This is a genomic window from Kistimonas ophiarachnellae (genome assembly GCF_057552235.1).
The window spans coordinates 117892-138942 of record NZ_BAAJPA010000012.1 but is presented as its reverse complement, the minus strand read 5'-3'; the positions used below and the strand labels follow the sequence as shown (position 1 = coordinate 138942).

The window sequence follows — 21051 nt, the reverse complement described above, 5'->3', positions numbered from 1 at the left end:
ATGGCGCTGATACGACAAACGTCACCCCATACCCTCGGCGCCAACCAGACGCCCAGGGTCATGCAATGGGTACTGGCTGCAAGCCTGCCCGGCCTGTTTGCCCTGACCTTTTTCTTTGGCTGGGGCACATTGATCAATGTTGCCTGGTGCTCACTGGTTGCCCTGGTGACAGAAGCGGCAATACTTGCCCTTCGCAAACGTCCACTGTCGTTCTACTTGAAAGACGGCTCTGCCCTGGTAACTGCCCTGCTGCTGGGACTGGCCCTGCCCCCCTTCTCCCCCTGGTGGCTTACCCTGACCGGAACGGTGTTTGCCATCGCAATCGGTAAGCAACTTTACGGTGGCATGGGTTATAACCCCTTCAATCCCGCCATGCTGGGCTATGTACTGCTGCTGATTTCCTTTCCCCAGGAGATGACGAGCTGGGCTCCCCCTGTGGGTATTGAAGGCCATCCTGCCATTACCGGTTCAGGCGAAGCATTCCGCGCGATTTTCACACCGGACAACAGTCCCGTGGCGGTTGACGGCTGGACACTGGCCACCGCCCTGGACGTTGTCCGGGAAAACCGCTCATTGACGATGACGGAACTGTGGGAAAGCACACCACAACTGACGGGCATGAGCAGCATCGGCTGGTTTTGGGTTAACCTGGCTTTCCTTGTCGGCGGCCTTGTCCTGCTGTACCGGAAAGTCATCACCTGGCATGCACCGCTGGGCATGCTGGCTGGCCTGTTCGTCATGTCCCTGGTGTTCTGGGGCGGTTCCGGCTCTGAATCCAACGGCTCCCCCTGGTTCCACCTGTTTTCCGGGGCTACCATGCTGGGCGCCTTTTTTATCATTACCGACCCTGTCAGCGGCGCCACCTCCGCCAGGGGACGCTTTATTTTCGGCTTAGGCGTTGGGTTGATCACGTACATCATCCGCGCCTGGGGCGGCTACCCTGACGGTGTCGCCTTTGCCACGCTGCTGATGAACATGGCGGCGCCCACCATTGACTACTACACCCAGCCCCGTACTTACGGACACAAAAAACCGAAACGGGGGCTGGCAAAGTCTGAATAACCATGACGGCACTCTTTCGAACCATCAGTAAAAACAGTCTAACCCTTGGACTATTTGCGGTATTGACCACGGGCCTCGTAGCCTTGACCTGGTACGCGACACGTGACCAGATTGCCAACCAGGTGCGCGCCAGCGAAGAAAAGGCGCTGCACGAAGTACTGCCACCGAAAGCATTTGACAACAGTCTGCTGGATACCCGCGTCAAACTGCCGGAACCTGAGCGCCTTGGCCCTTATGTTCAGCCCCCTGAAGCCTACGTCGCGTTCCTGAAGGACAAACCAACGGCCATCATCCTGCCGGTGGTCGCACCAGACGGTTACAGTGGCCGCATTGCCCTGCTGGTCGGTATTTACGCCGACGGTCGGATATCCGGCGTTCGAGTCATTACCCACAAGGAAACCCCCGGACTGGGCGATGGCATTGACACCCGCATCTCCGACTGGATCCTGGGCTTCAATGGCAAGTCTATAAATAATCCTGCCGGGGAAGGCTGGGCCGTACGCAAGGATGGTGGTGAATTTGATCAATTTACCGGTGCAACCATCACCCCGCGAGCGGTTGTTGCCGCCGTACGCCGCAGCCTGGACTATTTTGAGCAATACCATAGCGCACTGTTTACCAACGGGCTTCAACGCCTGAAGGAGTCACCCCATGGCCAGCACTGATCCACGCCATATCGCCCTGGAAGGCCTGTGGAAAAACAACCCGGCACTGGTGCAGCTACTGGGGCTGTGCCCGTTGCTCGGTGTCTCCAACAGTGTCGTGAACGCACTGGGCCTTGGCATCGCGACGATTGCAGTTCTGACGTTTTCCAACATCGCAGTCTCCCTGTTCAGACGACAGATGACTGAAGCAATCCGCCTGCCCGTTTTCGTGATGGTGATTGCCTCACTGACCACCTGCGTTGAGCTGCTGATGCAGGCGTACACCTATGAACTGTACAAAATACTGGGCATCTTTATCCCGCTGATTGTGACCAACTGCATCATTCTTGGCCGTGCAGATGCCTACGCATCAAAACACGCTATCGCACCGGCAGCGTTGGACGGCTTCATGATGGGTACCGGTTTTACGCTGGTGCTGGTCTTACTGGGCGGCTTACGGGAACTGGTAGGACAGGGCACGCTCTTTGCCAATATGCACCTGCTGTTTGGGCCGGTTGCTGAGAACTGGCAAATGACGATCATACCCGATTACAAGAAATTCCTGTTTGCAATTCTGCCGCCCGGCGCATTCGTTTTCATGGGTTTTCTGATTGCATTCAAAAACATTCTGGATACAAGGATTGACGCCTATACCTTGGCAAGACAGCAAAAACCACAGGCCGGGAGTAAGCGAGTACGCGTTACAGGTACAATACAATAGACTGTCCCAATGAAGAGAAAAAAGCGTGCTACTGATCGCCTAACAATGAGGCGGTCAGTCAAGGCTTAAGCATTTCTCGCCAAAAAGTCCCGAATCATCTTGGCGGAGGAAGGTAATCTCATATACCGAACGGTTGTTGCATCCTGGCTGGTATATACTCTGAATTTCGCCACTTTATCTTCCGAAGGGTCAACGGCATAATCTTCACCGACCAACCTTCGATATTCATGAAGCTGTGCATACAACCTCTCCCGATATTGATCACGCATTGCGATTCTCGCAATATCCACGGATTCTGAGCGACAGCTAAAAAAATCCCGTTGACGTTCAGCCTCTGGATTATTAAAACAATCCGTCCATGAGCGCAGGCAGTTCCAGCAGAAATGCTGTCCACACTTTCTACATTGCATATGATTGCACCCCTGGTCTTTCTCAATGGTGATATCGCAATCCGGGTTTGGACAAAGCCGGTATTCATCCGGTCGATCTATCGCCCGTCTCAACTCGCCGATTTTGTGACGGCAGAGCTGTTCCGGACTGGCTGGGCATTCGTGATTGGCATTTTTTATAAGGCTACACCTGGTACAGACATCCCTCGCACCACCACCGCGATGCCCTTCATTGTTGACGCAGACAAACGTGTCAATTCCTCTTGGAGCAATACCCACGGTGTTACACTCAGGACAGCGTACATCCCGTTCGCCTTCATGCTTATTGATCCATCTGAAATAAAACTGAACTAATTGCGTCGCAATGTTCTCATTCAGCAAATAACCATAGTGTTCAACACTTAGACGCCCTGTACTATTGCCTAGTGCCTGACAACTCATGCACTTGACCGTTTTATTATTGTTAGCCCAGTCAGCATAATGTTCAGGCTCCAGTCTCGCGCTGAAATTATTATTCAAACACGTTCTACAAAAATACCTGAGGTTATCCTCGGTACTACAGCAAGGCAGTAAAATGGCTGCACAATCCCCACAAATAAGACAGGTTGCACCGGCGGGTAACATGTCTGATTCCGGCCTTTGAACAGTAATACTGTCAGCGCCTGATTCGCGCCCTGCGTTCTCAGCTGGCGGCTCCAGTGCTTCTGCAGAAGCACGCCCCCCGATTTCGACGGGAAGCATCCCCGTCGTTCTTATAGAACGCAGTCCCTGCGCTAATGAATACTGAAATTCCTGCTGCTGATTCGCTGAAAACACATCAGGTCGCATAACCCGGTAGGATGGCACCAAACTGGCTAATAGCGTTTCATTGCCTGGGGCAGTAATGCGGTCAGCGTTCTGATTGATCAACAGCTCACCCAATACAGGGCGATTTCTGATGTCTTCTCCTGCCGTGTTTTCATCATGGATACCGGCAGCACCTTGATCCCTGTGGATATCCCGGTCTGCAGAAACACGCTGATTTCGAAGAAGTACAAACCCATGAGCCCGGGCAAGATCCATTTGATCACGGAGAACAAAGGTTCGAAGCCACTGAAAGCCTGCTTCGCGTTGATGCCTCTCATCCCGACACAAATCCCGGGCCTCTCTCCATCGCTCATCCACCAGCAATCGAGCAAGCTGCACCCCTGCAGGCTCACTGGTTGCATCACCAGGTGACGGATAAATCTCCAACGAAGCACCTGCTATTGCGGCGCGATCACGCCCCTGATTACGCCTCACGAGTTCACCGGCAGGCGTTCGGGCCACATGTCTGATTGAGCGGTACAAGTCACGGTCAAAATCAGACGATGAACGACTACTCAACGTGAGTTCAGGTGATGACCCTCTTCGGCCGCGTTGAGCATTTTGCATGACCAGGGAATGAGGTGGGCTAAGACTGTCATTTCGAGCCTCAGCTACCGTGGGTACAGGTCTCGTTCTTGGACGTGCACCGCCATAGTCCCGAACCGGGGGTAAGGGGCCAGGTTCAGCCTGATAGCCCCCATAAGGCATAGCGAAGAAATGACGTTCAGCATCTTCTTCAGGCAAAACATGGTGATCGCCTGCTTCTGTATCAACCAGCCCTTCCCTGTGCTCAGGCAACCTTGATTGATGGCCCCCGTCCTCCTCCCGGATACCTCTTCGTGCTACAGCATCACCAGGCTGATCCTGACGGTTACACGCCTCCAAATAAGCATACCCATTGGCTATCAGTGCGGTTTCATCAACATCACGCGCCATTGACTGCCTGACAATAGCATCAAAATATTGCCGTGCATTATGAGGAATCTGGCCAAGCACCCCATCATATGCCGGGCTATTAATGCCATCACGAATCCCCTCACGAAATAACAGGCGCTGAACATCCCGCAGACCTCGCTCTCCCCGTATAGCGGCCAAAGCAATATCAATAAACGGTATGTCACCCTGAAGCATTTCCTGCATAGAATGCGTCGTATGCTGTATTCCGGTGAAATCCGCTGAACGCCCGATGGGACTGGCAGCATAAGCGTCTAATAAAGACCTCAACCCTTGCTGCTGTGTTCCTGGTGCTGTATAACCTACGGCACCCTCCAGTGGTTCGTCATCCTCCCCGCTTTCAGCACTTCTTTCTCTCTGTTCTCCCACACCGCCTTGTTCCATACCCGCCACAGGCCCCGCACTCTCGGCAGACCTGTGCTCCCCATGATGCGCTCCACCGACTTCTGGAACCCCTGCTGTCGGGTCCATGGCTTCAGGCTGCTGCATATGCCCCGTCAAACGGTTTGTTGGCAAAGAGTGCCGACGTCGCTGGTGCACATTGAGTGGATTTGTTACACAGCTTTGCAGATATTGAAATGCCTGCTGTCGAGCCTGATCCGTGTCTTCACCTGCTATTGCTGCCAGCAGGCCATTACCCCTGGTCCTGATGGCTTCAGGCAAATCATCCTGCTCCAGATCCCGCCCTAATATTCCACCAGCCTGCTCAATCGAAAGCCGGTTTGGCCGTTGTAGCAGAACAGCCCGGGCAAGATCAGCAACCACATCATCAGATGCAACAGCCCAACTTGCATTGATAATATCTGCAATTTGGCGATTGCTGACTGCTGGCTGTTGAGGTACGGCAGGAAGCGAAGGAAGGGGTGAAACAGCCGGGCTGCCCGGCTGACTGCCCATATTGACTGGCGGCCTGCGTCCGAGCCTGTTACCACCAGGGATGACCCATGGCTGCACATTGGGTTGTCTTTGTATCTGTCGATGGCCGCATGGGATGCAACAGCACAGGTTGTCCCACAGTACCTGAAAGCAATGGGCAATACATCGACCTATGGCCCTGTAGCACCTGACCAGACAATTCGCTTGTCGAGGTGGTTGCAGTTGTCTCTGTTGGGCCGGTGCCTGCGGATTAACTGCTGCCGCCATAACCCTGTTAATTCCCTTTTAGTCATTACGTAATAAGCCAAGTAGCACCCTGTAACTAAACACAAAAAAACATACGAAGCTGTAAGCAAAAGGTCAGATACGATAACAATTCAAAAAATTATCACCATAGACAGGCTTTTCACTGTTGGGTGAAAAACACAAACACCCCAAAACCCTCTGAATATCGTTAGATTCATCAGCACTAACACAAACAGCCTTTCACTGTCAGCCGAGTCCCCAAAGCATCAAGCTTCGCCCTTTTCCACAAATATGCGACAAATGCCTAATTACATACGTGCTACTTTCGTACCATCATTGGATCCTGGTAGACATCGCCACAACGGGTGATAACCACAACACAATCCGTACAGCATCGGAGAACCAAGGTTCATGATCTACGTACAACCCGGCCATGAAGGCGCACTGGCTCACTTCAAGCCCCGCTACGACAACTTCATCGGGGGCGAGTGGGTCGCACCGCTCGAAGGCCGCTACTTCACCAACCACTCGCCACTGACCGGCGAGCACATTTGTGAAGTTGCCCGTTCCAGCGCCGCCGACGTCGAGCTGGCACTGGACCACGCCCACAAGGCCCGCGCCAGCTGGGCCAAGACCTCCACCACCGAACGTTCCAACATCCTGCTGCGCATTGCCGACCGTCTTGAGCAGAATCTGGAAATGCTGGCCGTCGCCGAAACCTGGGAAAACGGCAAACCGATCCGTGAAACCCTGAACGCCGACCTGCCCCTGGTGGTTGACCATTTCCGTTATTTCGCCGGCTGCATCCGCGCCCAGGAAGGTACCATTGGCGAAATCGACGCCAATACCACTTCCTACCATTTCCATGAGCCGATCGGCGTTGTCGGCCAGATCATTCCCTGGAACTTCCCGCTGCTGATGGCAGCCTGGAAACTGGCGCCGGCCCTGGCCGCAGGCTGCTGTGTGGTCATGAAGCCCGCCAGCCAGACCCCGGCCTCCATCCTGATGCTGATCGACCTGATCGCCGACCTGCTGCCCGCCGGCGTGGTCAACGTGGTCAGCGGTTTCGGTGGTGAAGCCGGTGAAGTGCTGGCCACCAGCAAGCGTATCGCCAAGCTGGCCTTTACCGGCTCCACGCCGGTCGGTTCCCACATGATGCACTGTGCGGCGGAATCCATTATTCCCTGCACCGTTGAGCTGGGCGGCAAATCACCGAACGTCTTCTTCGCGGATATCCTCCAGCAGGAAGAGGACTATATCAGCAAGGCTGTCGAAGGCATGCTGATGGCGTTCCTGAACCAGGGTGAGATCTGCAGCTGTCCGTCCCGCGCACTGGTGCAGGAATCCATGTACGACGAATTCATGGAAAAGGTGCTGGAACGCGCCCGCCAGATCAAAATGGGCAACCCGCTGGATACCGACACCATGATCGGCGCCCAGGCCAGCCAGAACCAGCTGGACAAGATCCTTGGCTACATGAAGATCGGTCAGGAAGAAGGCGCCACCTGCCTGCTGGGCGGTGACCGCGCACAACTGGACGGCGCACTGGCCAACGGCTACTACGTCCAGCCGACCATCCTGAAGGGTAACAACGGCATGCGGATCTTCCAGGAAGAGATCTTCGGTCCTGTGTTGTCCGTTGCCACCTTCAAGGATGAGCAGGAAGCACTGGCTATTGCCAACGATACCCAGTTTGGTCTTGGCGCCGGTGTCTGGACCCGCGACATGAACCGTGCACAGCGCATGGGTCGTGGTATTGAAGCAGGTCGTGTCTGGATCAACTGCTACCACCTCTACCCGGCACATGCTGCCTTTGGCGGTTACAAGCAATCGGGTGTTGGTCGTGAAACCCACCGGATGATCCTGGATCACTACCAGCAGACCAAGAACATGCTGGTCAGCTACGATAGCTCCCCGCTCGGCTTCTTCTAAGCCCTGCCAAACCCGGCTGGTTGATCCAGCCGGGACTTGTGTTGTCAGTACAACTGACTACCGTCGACAGTCCCCACATTCCACTGCCTGTCATGCTATGATGCCGCCGTTTGATGAGAATCCAGGGCATCATAAATGAACAAGGAAAAACGCAGACTGATCTTTGAACGTCTACGTGAGAATAATCCGCATCCTACCACCGAGCTGGAATACACGACGCCGTTTGAACTGCTGATCGCGGTAATCCTGTCGGCCCAGGCCACCGACGTTGGCGTTAACAAGGCGACCCGTAAACTCTATCCCGTGGCAAATACGCCGGAAGCCATCTACGCCCTCGGCGTTGACGGCCTGAAGGAATACATAAAAACCATCGGCCTGTTTAACAGCAAGGCAGAGAATGTCATCAAAACCTGCCGGATGCTGATCGACAAACATAACAGTGTCGTACCGGATAACCGGGAAGACCTGGAAGCACTCCCAGGCGTTGGCCGAAAAACCGCCAATGTCATCCTTAATACCGCCTTTGGTCAGCCGGCCATGGCGGTGGACACCCATATTTTCAGGGTTTCCAACCGCACCGGTATCGCCCCGGGCAAGAATGTGCTGGAAGTCGAAAAGCGTTTGCTACGACTGGTACCCAGGGAATTCCTGATTGATGCGCATCACTGGCTGATTCTCCATGGCCGTTACGTCTGCAAGGCCCGAAAGCCCCAGTGCGGCTCCTGCATTATTGAAGATCTGTGTGAGTATCGGGACAAAACAGAATAACAATGTGTGGCTGGCAGCCGTCGTTTGGTTTGCCCGCCTGACCTGCTTGAAAGGAATGACAACACCTACGACGGATACATTCTGCTAAGATAGCGTCTCTTTAATAATGACAACAGTTTTACCGGAAGCATCAATGGAGTCACATTCGCCCACAGTCACACTCGCCTGTGACCTGATTTCGCGCCCCTCAGTCACACCGGACGACGCTGGCTGCCAGGATCTGCTGGCCGACCGTCTTGCCCCGCTTGGCTTTATGATTGAGCGACTGCGCTATGGCGACGTGGATAATATCTGGTTACGCCGTGGTAACCGTGGACCGGTGCTGGCGTTTGCCGGCCATACCGATGTTGTGCCCACAGGCCCTGAGGATCGCTGGGATTCCCCGCCCTTTACCCCGACATTCAAAGACGGTTACCTGTATGGTCGCGGTGCAGCCGATATGAAAGGTAGCCTGGCGGCCATGATCACAGCTATTGAGCGCTTCCTCGCCAGGCATCCCGGCCATAAAGGTTCCATTGCCCTGTTGATCACCAGCGACGAGGAAGGCCCGGCCGTTAATGGCACCCAGAGAGTCATGGCAATGCTCGAAAGCCGCAACGAAAAAATTGACTGGTGCATTGTCGGCGAGCCTTCCAGTACGGAAAAAACGGGAGATGTCGTAAAAAATGGACGACGTGGCTCACTGACGGGTGAACTCACTGTCAAAGGGCATCAGGGCCATGTCGCCTATCCACACCTTGCCGATAACCCTGTTCACCGGGCTACACCGGCACTGACAGAGTTGACTGAAACCGCCTGGGATGAAGGTAACGAATTTTTCCCGGCCACCAGTTTCCAGATTTCCAATATTCATGCCGGCACCGGCGCCGGCAATGTCATTCCTGGCGAACTGGACGTGATGTTTAACTTCCGCTTTTCGACAGAGCAAACCGACCAGCAACTCAGGGAACGCACTGAGGAAACCCTGAAAAAACATAATCTGGAATATGACCTGAACTGGACACTGTTCGGCCAACCGTTCCTAACTTCCGAAGGGCCATTAATTGATGCCACAGTCGCTGCTATCCGCGATATCACTGGCATGGAAACCCAGCTACTGACCACGGGCGGCACTTCCGATGGCCGTTACATTGCGCCTACCGGCACCCAGGTGGTTGAACTCGGTCCCTGCAATGCGACTATTCATCAGATCAATGAGTGTGTAAAAGCCGATGATCTGGATATTCTCAGTAATATCTATGAACAGATCATGGTCAATCTATTAACCTGACAATAAACAATAGAAAAATTAACAGCGCCGGGGACATCTATGCCCCCGGCAGGTCTGACACCTTTTACCCGCCACTCAATACTGAACCAACCGATCTCTGGATCTTCTGTCCTTATAGTCAACCATAAAGACAAAATTCCGCAGTAAATAAACCTTCCACCACTAAACCACTCTAACGAGATGGCTGATGAACGATTTATTAGCCTGTGTTTTTCTTATTGATTAGCCATTGCGGAACAACATCTTACACAAAGTGACTCTATGAATATTCCACCAAAAGCGTCACCTGCCTCATCTCATGCGTCTGCAGCTCAACCTGCGAGCGCACAGGAATTAAAGGATATGGAGTCCCAAATGACGCAGCTTTCCATCGGCGGTGCAAAATCATCGCGTGTTACTGACATCCAGATTATCTATGGCGATGAAATAGATATTAAACAGACATTTGCCGATTATGATGATTACAGACAACAGCAATACTCGAAACCGCCAAGTCAACAAAAACAAGCTGTCGACTATGCAATAACACCACAGACTCAAGGAGAATTTTCAGGGATTCTGTTTTACAGGCGTTACAGCTCAGAAAGGAAAGCGGGAGAAAAGGCAGCAGAAGTATTCAGGGGAGCATTCAAAGAATCAAAAATCCACAGTGAAAACAGGCAAATAATTGATGAAGAAAAAACATTAAAACAACTACAAAGTCATACCAACATTATCAAACTACTGGCGTCATGCTCTTACAAAATGAAAACAATATTATTACTCGAACTGTGTTCTATCGATTTAAAACACTTTCTCGCGGAACATCAACACGATCTAACAGAATATGAAGCGCGGCTGTGTATTCGCGACATAGGATTGGGTTTATCCTTTTTGCGCACAAAATTCATTGTACACCGCGATGTCAAATCAACCAATATATTAAGAGGATATGATCGCCGATGGAAACTCTGTGATTTTGGACTATCAAAAACCCATGGTGCAAAACGTGAGATGTTAAGCGGCTCATTATTCTTTATGGCACCGGAAGCATTTCAAGGAAAACTATACAACTGCAAATCAGACTACTGGTCATACGGTATGACAATGATAGAAATAGCATTAAAAGGGGGAACCTTACGCACTATCATGCCGGAAGAATATAAAGAATATGATGCCACGGATTATTTCAAGCATTTACAAAAGTACACTCCGCCTGAAAGAGAAACCATTATAAATAAGAATATCTCGGCTATTATCGAATCACTATTGAATCTCCAACCTGGTTCCAGGCCAATCCGGGCAATAAAACAAGAGGTGGTTCACAAAGCTCAGGATGCCAGTGATGGATCGGTGTCAGCAATCCATAGCATTGTTTCCTACATGAGGAGACAACAGTATTCCTGGCCAGAAGAGGTCCTGGTCACTGTATCCTGTGCCCTGTTAACAACTGAATTCGATGCACGGGCTCATCCAAAGCGTATCGCCGATCTTCAACAGGACAGACTTTCCCAACTGCCTCTGCCCGCAAGGGCATCCCATCATCCTGACAAATAATCCGGGTATCGACATACGGTCAGCAATGTTTTGACACTGTGCATGTTCTCTTGCTGCAGGTCATATCAATGGCCCTGTCTGTGGGCGTTCCTTCGCAGATGATCAAACATCCACAAGGATCGCAGGCAAAAGATCTGTATTTCTGATAAGATGCCATCGCCCTTTATTCATCCATCCGGTAACAGGACGCTGTCCGTTACCCTTACCAGCCTGCAGTTGCCCGCCGATGACACCAGCATCCCCCCCTGTAATGCCCACGGACATTCTCTGTTGCCCTGTTTGCCGTGATTCCCTGACGCTTTCGGGCAAGGGTATGGAGTGCGCCTCCCGGCACCGTTTCGATTTCGCCCGCCAAGGCTACCTGAACCTGCTGCTGAGCCATAAGATGAAGAGCCGACAGCCCGGTGACAACCAGGAGATGGTGGACGCCCGCACCCGGTTCCTGGACGCAGGCCATTATCAGCCAGTCAGTGATGCAGTCGCACACGCCGCGACGCAACTGCTCACTGATAGGCAGGCGCCCGTCATCCTGGATGCCGGCTGTGGCGAAGGCTATTACACTCACCAGCTGAAAACCGCCCTGCCCAATGCCGACTTGTATGCGCTGGATATCTCAAAGCCCGCCATACGGGCCTGCTGCCGGCGCAGCCGTGCCATTCACTGGCTGATTGGCAGTGTGGCTGACCTGCCACTGGCGGATAACAGCACCGATCTGGTGGTCAGCATCTTTTCCCGGATTAACTGGAAGACATTTACGCGGGCGCTCAAACCTGGCGGCCATCTGATCATCCTGGCGCCTGGGGCCAATCACCTGATGTCACTGCGCGAAGCAATCTATGAAGAGGTACGAAGCTACCCGGCCGGCAAAGTCCTGAACAGCATGCCGGAAACATTCAGCATTATCAGCGAACACACCATTCAGGCGGATTTTTGCCTCAACAGCGCAGCTGAGATCAGCGATCTGCTAGCCATGACGCCCCATAACTGGCATATTAGCGCCGCCCAGCGCCAGCGACTGGATACATTGCACCAGCTCCAGTGCACGGCCGAGATCAAGCGCTACATCCTTCAACTGACACCGTAGCCCGGCTTGCACACCGGCCTTCCGCCGACCAGCCCACAGAGACACAGACCATGCAGCAGCCCGATATTGAAATTTACGTCAAGCGCACGCCGATCGACGCCATCCTTTCCTGGCTGGAGACCTGTGCCGACGACCTGTCGGATGTGACGCAACAGGGACGCAGCCATTCGCTGAACCTGACGTTCAATGGCCGGACGATCCCCGTCACCGTTGTGGAAGATGCCGCCGGCAAGGCCTGGACCAGCATCTGGTTCAATTCACCGGACACCCCCTGGGAAAGTGATGTCGACTGTGCCCGTGCCTGCCATACGGCGCTGAACTGCCAGATCCGCTGTAACGGCGCCTTCTGGCAGGAAGAAAGCGCCAACATGGATGAATGGTGGCAGATCGCCGAAAACGGTGAAGAGCGCCTGATCGAGTGGGCATAAACCACTAAACGGCTGTCTGGCGTCCCTGCCCGGTGATAGAATAACGCCCCTTGAGCCTGCACGATGATGGTGCAGGCATGGACCCGGGCTTTCGGAGCTTTACAGCCAGTTTCACCACCATGTCACCGAATCTGCAGACTTTTATGGATAAACCGATCCAACTCAGCCGTTTCCTGTTCAACCTGCTGCGACGGCTTATGTTTTTCTGGGTCAGGACCCGGGTACAGAACAACACCTTTGATTCGCTCGGCCTGGACGCCGAAAAACCGATCATTTACGTCCTGCAAAGCCGTTCTTTGTCTGACCTGCTGGTGCTGGACCGCGAGTGCCAGAAAGCCGGCCTGCCCCGACCTTACGCGCCACTGACAGGCCAGGCGATCAGTGAAAAGCACGCCTATTTTTTCCTTGCCCGTCCGGAAGGCCTGTTTCTGACGCGGGAGCGGATGTACCACTCTGACCGGCTGGTGCGACTGGTTAATGCGGTTGAAGCCAACCAGGAGCAGGATGTGCAGATTGTACCCGTCAGCGTTTTCTGGGGCCGTGCGCCGGAAAAGGAAGATTCCCCGCTGAAGTTGCTGTTTGCCTGGAACTACAACGTTGGCAGCCGGTTCCGCAAATTCCTGGCAATCCTGATGCATGGCCGCCAGACCCTGGTGAACTTCAGCCCGGCGTTGTCACTGCGTGAGATCGTTGACGAAGGGCAAGACCATAACCGGACACTTCGCAAGATCGGTCGTATTCTCCGTGTTCACTTCCGCCAGACACGCGCTTCCGTATTGGGGCCGGACCTCTCCCACCGGCGCACCCTGGTCAACAGTATCATCAGGTCTGATAGTGTTCGCAAAGCCATTACCGAACAGGCACAAACCCGCAATATTCCCCTTGAGAAAGCCGAGTCCAAGGCCCGGGATTACGCCCGCGAGATTGTCTCCGACTTCAGCCATTCCGCCATCCGGTTCCTGGACATCCTGCTGACCTGGTTCTGGAACAAGATCTACAACGGTGTGGACGTCAATCACATCGAACCCGTCCGTGAACTGGCGGGCAGCCATGAACTGGTTTATGTGCCCTGCCACCGCAGCCACATCGACTACCTGCTGTTGTCCTATGTGCTGTATCACAAGGGTTTGCAGCCACCGCATATTGCCGCAGGCATTAACCTGAACATGCCGCTGGTCGGCTCCCTGCTGCGCCGTTGCGGGGCATTCTTCATGCGCCGCAGCTTCAAGGACAACCCGCTCTATACCGCGGTTTTCCACGAATACCTGCACACACTCTTCACCCGGGGTTTTCCGACGGAATACTTTGTCGAAGGTGGCCGCTCACGGACCGGACGCACCCTGCGCCCCAAGACCGGCATGCTGTCCATTACCCTGCGCAGCTTCCTGCGTAACAGCCGTAAGCCGATTGCCTTTATCCCTGTCTATGTCGGTTATGAAAAACTGCTGGAAGTGAACACCTACCTGGGTGAACTGCATGGCAAGGCGAAGAAAAAAGAATCACCACTGGACATTATTCGCACCGTCGCCGGCCTGAAAAACAGCTTCGGCCACGCCTATGTCAACTTTGGTGAACCCATCCTGCTCGACCAGTTCCTTAACCAGACCCAACCGGCCTGGCAAGAACAGGAGTACGGTGACAATCCCCGCCCTGCCTGGCTGTGGGATACCACCAATCAGCTCGGCACCCTGATTGCCAGCCGAATCAACAGCGCAGCAGCCATCAACCCGGTCAACCTGGTCGCCATGGTGCTTCTGAGTTCACCTCGCCACGCGTTGGGTAAAGAAGAACTGGTGATCCAGCTGGAGGCCTGTCAGGAACTGCTCGCCAAGGTTCCCTACAACAGCCATACCACCCAGCCTACCAGCATGTCCGGCCAGGAAATGATCCGCTATGTCGAAGCCATGAAAATGGTTTACCGGCAGACCGACAGCCTGGGCGATATCATCCGTATGGATGACCGCAATGCGGTCCTGATGACCTATTACCGCAACAATATCCTGCACCTGTTTGCCATCCCCTCGCTGATCAGCCGGATGTTTGCCAACAGCCACGCTATTGAGCAGCAGGAAGTCATCAATTTCTGTCGGATTCTGTATCCCTACCTGAAATCCGAGCTGTTCCTTCAATGGGATATTGAAGCGCTTGACGACATTGTTAAACGCTGGTTGTCCGCCATGGCAGAAGCTGGCCTGCTGACCATTGACGGCACTCGGCTACGGCGTCCCGAATCCGGCAGCACCGGATTCATTACGCTGACCATCCTGTCGCGTCCGATCCAGCAGGCACTGGAGCGATTCTATGTTGTGATCAGCCTGATGCTGCGCAACGGTTCCGGTGAAGTGGATGCGGAATCCCTGGAAGGCCAAAGCCGGGATATGGCGCAGCGCCTGTCCATCATTCACGGCCTCAATGCACCGGAATTCTTTGATAAAACACTGTTCCGGCATTTTATCGAGGAATTGCAAACCAATGGCGTTGTTCGCATTAATGCGGATAACAAGCTGGAGTTTGGTGAGGAGATTGCCGTGGTTGCACGTGATGCCCGTCGGGTGCTGCCCAGTGAGATCCGCCACAGTATTCTTCAGGTGACCCACGCGGGCAGCTAACCTGCGTTTTTCATGTGGCGGCCGAGGCGTTAGCGCCTGTGACGCCGCCACTTGATCTTGTCAATGGATTCATCCCAGACGCCTTGCGTAATACCAGGATAGACTCGCTCAAGATCACTGATCGCACTGTGACTATAGACCTTGTGATCCAGAAGATAATCATTATCTGACTTTTCGAATTTCGCCATCTTCTGTTGTTTGGAGGCCCTGATCGCATCCTCAGCGGTCTTCAGCAGTTTATCGTCCAGATAAGGGCGTGTCATAAACTGTATGGAATCCGATTGCCGGGTATCATGCGCAACCGCTTTCATATCACTGAAATTACTGAGTACCAATCCTGCCAACCCTGGCTTGAGTCCCTGCATTTCCTGAATCAGCATGACACCAGTCTTGTCCTTTAATCGATAACTACTCACCACCAGGTCAAATACCTGCCGTTTCACCTGTGCCAGTGCATCCCGCCAGGTCAGGGCCACTTCACACCCATATCCCCGGGATGTCAGCAGGTTACGCAACGTCTCAACCGGTTTAGGATTGTCATCGACCAGCAGCACCCGATAACGATAACTGCGACTACTCATGTGCGCCCCCGACATCATGACGATGCACTGTTCCCCTCAGCCGATTCAGACGCCTGGATAACACGGTTTCGGCCCTGCTCCTTGGCTTCATACAGGGCTTCATCAGCCCGTTTAATCAGCAGTTCTGTTTCAATTTCGCCCGGCACTGGAATACAACTGGCAACACCAAGGCTGATGGTGACCCAGTCACACACCTGCGACTTGGCATTCTCCAGCTGCAACCCTTCAACCGTGCTGCGCAGCTGCTCTCCCATATTGGCAGCCCCTTCCAGATCTGTCCCAGGCAGCAGTACTGCAAATTCTTCTCCGCCATAACGGGCAACCATATCCGCCGGACGCTTCATGCAGCCGGCCAATGCCTTGGCCACCCGACGCAGCACTTCGTCGCCGTGCTGATGGCCATAATGGTCATTACACTTCTTGAAAAAATCGATATCGATCATGATCAGAGACAAGGGGCCGCCATCCCGGGTCGCCCGTTCCCACTCTGTATCAATGGTTTCCTGGAACGTGCGGCGGTTAGGAATACCGGTCAGCCCGTCCATGCTGGCCAGCTGCTGGAGCTTGATATTGCTGGCCGCCAGCTTGCGCTGGCTGATGTCCAGGGCCCTGAACGCCTCGTCGCGCTGCAGCAAGCGGATATAACACTGCGAGTGATAACGGATTCTTGCCAGCAATTCGATGGATTCCGGGAGTTTGATCAGGTAATCATTGCCGCCGGCGCTGAAAATATCCGCTTTGAGCTTGGCGTCATCTTTCATGGACAACGCCACCACCGGCACCGACTTCGTCGCTTCGTTGACCCGGAGATAGCGCAGCAATGTCAGGCCATCAATATCGGGCATCACCATGTCCAGCAGGATGACCGTCGGCTTCAGCTGCTCGGCCACGTCCAGGGCCGTGCTGGCGTCGGCGCAATAATGCATGCGCAGGTCATCCGCCCCCTCCACCATCAGGCGCAGGGCTTCCGCCACCATGGGGTCATCATCTATCAACAACACCAGGCAGTGGTCCTGTGTATCAACCAGGTTGCTGGTCGAGTTGTCATCTGTCATCACAGGCCTCTTCCTCCCCGCGTGTTCCCGTTGCCCTGGTGGGACGCGCTTATCATCCGTAACCGTCGGCCAATATCCTGAGGTATCATTATTTCATCGGCAGCACCGCGGCGAACCGCATCCTGCGGCATGCCATAGACCGCGCAACTGGCTTCGTCCTGGGCAAAGGTGTGATGGCCAAGCCGCCGCAGCGCCAGCAATCCCCTGCCGCCGTCGCGCCCCATGCCAGTCAGCAGGACCGCCACCATCTGCTTGCGCCAGTACTGCGCGGCGCTACAGAAGAATTCATCCACCGATGGCCGATAAGGGTTTTCAACCGGTTCAGGGGTGTAGGACAGCCGCCCCGCGGCATCCATGACCAGGTGGTCATTGGTTTTCGCCAGCAGCACAGTGCCGGCCTCAGGGAACTCGCCGCCCTCGATAATCCGGGTGGGCATGGCCACCTGGGAGTCCAGCCACTCGGCCATGCCGCTGGCGTACTCCTCGTCCACGTGCTGGACAATCACCACCGCCGCGGGCAGTTTCTCCGGCAACTCCGCCAGCAACTCCACCAGCGCGCCGGGACCGCCCGTTGAGCAGCCAATCGCGATCAGCAGGCCCGGTTCCCGCCCGCTTTTGCGGTTTCCTGCCAGCTCAGGCACTGGCGTTTCAGCTTTGCTTTCTTCTGTATTCGCCTTCGCGTGGTCCAGGATAAGTGTCCTGATCGACTGCATACGGCTGAGAAAACGGGCAATGCTGTCAGGCTGGTCAGAAGGCATTTCCACCGCGTCCAGCGCCCCGGCGGACAGCGCCTTGAACAACCCGGCGTTACGGTGTTCGGCGCGGGTGATGATGACAATGGCGCAGGGGGTCTCCCGCATGATGTCGCGGGTGGCCGACATGCCGTCCTCATCCCCCGGCAGGGTCAGCGCCATCAGCACCAGGTCCGGCTTCGTGTACATGCAGTGCCGCGCCGCCGCCGGGCCATTGCTGACCTGCCAGAGCACCTGCCAGCCGAGCTTATCCCCGACCAGCGCGACCAGGCGCCTGCGCTCCGCCAGTTTCGGTTCCACCACGCCAATTTTCATGGGCTTATGCCATCCCCGCTGTTACCGGCGTCCCCATCCTGGGCCGTGCCAATCAGGTCATGGACCGTCTGGATAAAGGTTTCATCCATGAAACTGCCCTTGGTGAGATAATGGTCCGCCCCCACTTCCATGCCCCGCTTCCGGTCAGATTCCCGGTCCTTGTAGGAAATGATGATCACCGGCAGGTGCTGCAGGTGATGCTCGCTGCGAATATGGGAGATAAACTCGAACCCGTCCATGCGCGGCATGTCGATATCGGAAATCACCAGGTCATACTCGTTCATGCGCACGGCGTTCCAGCCGTCGGCGCCGTCAACGGCGATATCGACCCGGTAGCCCTTGTCTTCCAGCAGGCTCCGCTCCAGCTCCCGGACGGTCATGGAGTCATCCACCACCAGCACCCGTTTCGCGGAGGCCGCCCGCTCATCGGCGGAGGCGGCGCTGTCACACTTGTCGACGCGCCCGCCGGCCACCAGCCGTTCGATGGAAATCACCAGGTCGTCCGCATCCAGGATCAGGATGGGCGTGCCATCATCGAGGAACGCGGCGGAACTGATGTCCTTGATCTTGCCCATGCGCGGATCAATCGGCCGTTCCACCAGGGTGGTTTCCCCGATCACCGCGTCCACCATCATGGCGTACTGGTGGGAACCCCGGCCCAGGACAATGGCCTTCCGACGGGTGGAGGGATTATTTTTTTCCGGCAATTCCAGCAACTGGTGGGCATTGACCAGGCCCAGCTGAACGCCGCTGCTGTCACGGATATACTGGCGGTTCTCAAGGATATTGATCGCGTCCGGCGTGAAGGTCAGCACCTTGTTCAGCGGACCCACCGGCAGGGCATAGTAAAAACCGGAGACTTCCACCACGACGCAGCGCAGCATGGAGAGGGTCAGGGGCAACAGCAGCTCGAAGCAACAGCCCTTGCCTTCCTCCGAATGAATCACGATACGCCCCCGCAATTCCTGAACCATCTCGTGGATAAGGTCCATGCCGACGCCACGACCGGAGACCGTGGTCACCTTGTCTTTCAGCGAGAAATTGGGCAGCAGCAGGAATTCGTACAGTTCCGCGTCGGACATATTGGCCACCATGTCCCTTGTGGCCATGTTCTTCTTGAGGATGGACGCCCGCAGCCGTTCCCGGTTCACGCCCTTCCCGTCATCCTTGACCGTCACCACCAGCAGGCCAGCCTTGTGGCTCGCCTCCACCGTGACCAGGCCTTCCTCGGGCTTGCCGCTGTCACGGCGCTCGTCCGGCATTTCCAGCCCGTGGTCAATGGCGTTCTGGATCAGGTGTGTCAACGGCACGTTCAGGCGCTCCAGGATATCCCGGTCGACCTGGGTGTTTTCGCCGCGGATTTCCAGCCGTGCTTTCTTGCCCAGCTTTTGCGACACCGTGCGCGCCAGTCGCAGCAGCCCCTGGGTACCTTCCTTGAACGGACGCATCCGGTGGGCCAGGGTTTCGCGCACCAGCTTGTCGGTCAGTCCGGTGGTCTTGCGCTCGTAATCCTCGAGCACTTCGCAGTTGTGGTTCACGGCCGCTTCGATCGCCGAGGATTCCCGCATCAGTTCGATAAGATAATGCCGGTCGCTCTCGTCAATCTGGTAGCTTTTCAGCAGCGCCACGCATTTTTCCACCACCTGGTTCATGGAGCGGGCGTTGCGCCTGAGCTTGATGTTTTCCTGCCAGAATTTCTTCAGCTGGCGGGACTCGACCGACAGTTCCCCCGCCAGCCCGATAACCTTGTTCAGTTTTTCAGCATTGACACGAATCACCCGTTCCGCGACCGCTTCATCGCCGTCAGCCGCGACAGGCCCGGCCGGTGCGCTGGCCTCTTCCCCGACAACAGGCTGATGCTCACTGCCGCCGCTGTTTTCCTTGCCCTTGAAACTGTCGGGATCGGTCAGAACCCTGGCCAGTTCCTGCTTGAGCGACTGGTACTGCGCGATGGAGTCCGGGTCATAACCGCCCTTGCCGGTTGCCTGTTCCGAGAGGTGAACAATGCAGTCCACGCCCTTGAGCAGCAAATCGGTATGGTTGCTGTTAATCGTGATCTGCTGTTTCTGGGCGCTGACGAAAATATCTTCCAGGGTGTGCGCCAGTTCCATGACCGGATCGATGTCGGCCAGGCGGGCTCCGCCCTTGATGGTGTGCGCCATGCGCATCATGGTTTCCAGCCGCTGGGGGGAACTGAGCCCCTGCTCCAGCTCCAGCAGGTGCCGGGTCAGGACTTCAACCCGTTCTTCCAGTTCTTTCCAGAAGAAATCCCGCATTTTCAGCATGGCGGGCGTGACTTCTTTTTCGGGTACAGGCGCCGCGGCGGGTGCTGGTGCTGGGGTCGGTTCCGATTTTTCTGGTTCAGGGACAGCTTCTTCCGCCCTGGACTCCGGTTCATCCGGCGTCGGCGCAGGGGCTTCCAGTTGCGCCTGCGGCTCCGGCGAGGGAGCAGATTCAGCGCTGTCCGCAGCTTTGGGTGTCCCGGGAGCCGCCTTCTTGAGGACCGCCCCTTCCGGGGCGGTGTTGTTCGGCGACAAACCGGTACAGAGGTCAGAGGCTTCACGGATCAGGTCAACACTGATTTTGCCCCGGCTTGCCGATTCTTCAGCAATACAACCCAGGCACTCGCAGGCCTTTAACAGCACCGGAATTTGCTGTCCGATGACAGACTGCTGCTGTTTGCACGCTTCCGGCGCATCCTCACGCCAGTTTTCACAGTAGTGTTCGCACCAGGCCAGCATGGCGTCCAGCAACCCGGAAGCATGGTTGATCTTGGCCAGTTTGGCGCCGCCGCGCACCGTCCTTACCTGCCCGGCGCTTTCTGCCAGTTCGCCCTTTTCAATCCCGGCGCCCTGTTGCAGTGCCTGCAGCCGCTCGGCCAGTTTTTCCACCTCCGCCTGAAACAGCTTGCAGGTGGCGTTGCCCGTGGCGTTCTTGCCGGTGCTGTCCTGTTCGTTGGCGTCCTTGTCTGTCATAACCCTAA

15 protein-coding genes are annotated in these 21051 nt (G+C 55.3%); 10 read left to right on the top strand and 5 right to left on the bottom strand.

The genetic code is table 11. The annotated features are described in order from the left end of the window. The 3 genes from rsxD to AC27K1_RS15810 are packed head-to-tail and all read left to right on the top strand — an operon-like array spanning position 1 to position 2427. Complete coding sequence (gene rsxD / locus AC27K1_RS15820) at positions 1-1062, top strand: electron transport complex subunit RsxD (protein WP_487151789.1); 1062 nt, start codon at positions 1-3, stop codon at positions 1060-1062. A gap of 2 nt (positions 1063-1064) precedes the next feature. Beyond that, positions 1065-1727 (top strand): electron transport complex subunit RsxG, encoded by a 663-nt coding sequence (rsxG, locus tag AC27K1_RS15815; RefSeq protein WP_487151788.1) that lies wholly within the window; start codon positions 1065-1067, stop codon positions 1725-1727. Next, positions 1714-2427, top strand: a complete 714-nt coding sequence (locus AC27K1_RS15810; RefSeq protein WP_487151787.1) for an electron transport complex subunit E — start codon at positions 1714-1716, stop codon at positions 2425-2427. The genes rsxG and AC27K1_RS15810 overlap by 14 nt, the downstream gene beginning before the upstream one ends. Positions 2428-2492: 65 nt before the next feature. Here the strand turns inward: AC27K1_RS15810 and AC27K1_RS15805 are convergent, their stop codons facing one another. After that, positions 2493-5381: an RBR family RING finger protein gene (locus AC27K1_RS15805; RefSeq protein WP_487151786.1), complete on the bottom strand. Its 2889-nt coding sequence runs from the start codon at positions 5379-5381 to the stop codon at positions 2493-2495. 768 nt (positions 5382-6149) lie between these two features. Here AC27K1_RS15805 and exaC point away from each other — a divergent pair. The 7 genes from exaC (at position 6150) to plsB (ending at position 15365) form a co-directional block, all read left to right on the top strand. Next, positions 6150-7670 (top strand): acetaldehyde dehydrogenase ExaC, encoded by a 1521-nt coding sequence (exaC, locus tag AC27K1_RS15800; protein ID WP_487151785.1) that lies wholly within the window; start codon positions 6150-6152, stop codon positions 7668-7670. A gap of 135 nt (positions 7671-7805) precedes the next feature. Continuing rightward, a complete protein-coding gene (gene nth, locus AC27K1_RS15795; protein WP_487151784.1) occupies positions 7806-8438 on the top strand; it encodes an endonuclease III in 633 nt (210 codons plus the stop codon). A 133-nt stretch (positions 8439-8571) separates the two neighbouring features. After that, entirely contained in the window at positions 8572-9708 is a 1137-nt protein-coding gene (dapE, locus tag AC27K1_RS15790; protein WP_487151783.1) for a succinyl-diaminopimelate desuccinylase, read from the top strand. A gap of 261 nt (positions 9709-9969) precedes the next feature. Further along, entirely contained in the window at positions 9970-11244 is a 1275-nt protein-coding gene (locus AC27K1_RS15785) for a protein kinase domain-containing protein (protein ID WP_487151782.1), read from the top strand. A gap of 250 nt (positions 11245-11494) precedes the next feature. Beyond that, positions 11495-12328, top strand: a complete 834-nt coding sequence (locus tag AC27K1_RS15780) for a methyltransferase domain-containing protein (protein ID WP_487151781.1) — start codon at positions 11495-11497, stop codon at positions 12326-12328. A 50-nt stretch (positions 12329-12378) separates the two neighbouring features. Next, the gene (locus AC27K1_RS15775) at positions 12379-12756 is read left to right on the top strand and encodes a hypothetical protein (protein WP_487151780.1); all 378 of its coding nucleotides are present in this window, start codon (positions 12379-12381) and stop codon (positions 12754-12756) included. 143 nt (positions 12757-12899) lie between these two features. After that, complete coding sequence (plsB, locus tag AC27K1_RS15770) at positions 12900-15365, top strand: glycerol-3-phosphate 1-O-acyltransferase PlsB (protein WP_487151779.1); 2466 nt, start codon at positions 12900-12902, stop codon at positions 15363-15365. A 29-nt stretch (positions 15366-15394) separates the two neighbouring features. Here the strand turns inward: plsB and AC27K1_RS15765 are convergent, their stop codons facing one another. The 4 genes from AC27K1_RS15765 to AC27K1_RS15750 are packed head-to-tail and all read right to left on the bottom strand — an operon-like array spanning position 15395 to position 21043. Then, a complete protein-coding gene (locus AC27K1_RS15765) occupies positions 15395-15946 on the bottom strand; it encodes a response regulator (protein WP_487151778.1) in 552 nt (183 codons plus the stop codon). A gap of 14 nt (positions 15947-15960) precedes the next feature. Further along, the gene (locus AC27K1_RS15760; RefSeq protein WP_487151777.1) at positions 15961-17001 is read right to left on the bottom strand and encodes a diguanylate cyclase; all 1041 of its coding nucleotides are present in this window, start codon (positions 16999-17001) and stop codon (positions 15961-15963) included. Continuing rightward, positions 17001-18068 (bottom strand): chemotaxis-specific protein-glutamate methyltransferase CheB, encoded by a 1068-nt coding sequence (gene cheB / locus AC27K1_RS15755; RefSeq protein WP_487151776.1) that lies wholly within the window; start codon positions 18066-18068, stop codon positions 17001-17003. The genes AC27K1_RS15760 and cheB overlap by 1 nt, the downstream gene beginning before the upstream one ends. Then, on the bottom strand, positions 18065-21043 hold the full coding sequence (locus tag AC27K1_RS15750; RefSeq protein ID WP_487151775.1) for a response regulator: 2979 nt from the start codon (positions 21041-21043) through the stop codon (positions 18065-18067). Before AC27K1_RS15750 ends, cheB begins: the two co-directional genes overlap by 4 nt. Positions 21044-21051: the final 8 nt, after the last annotated feature.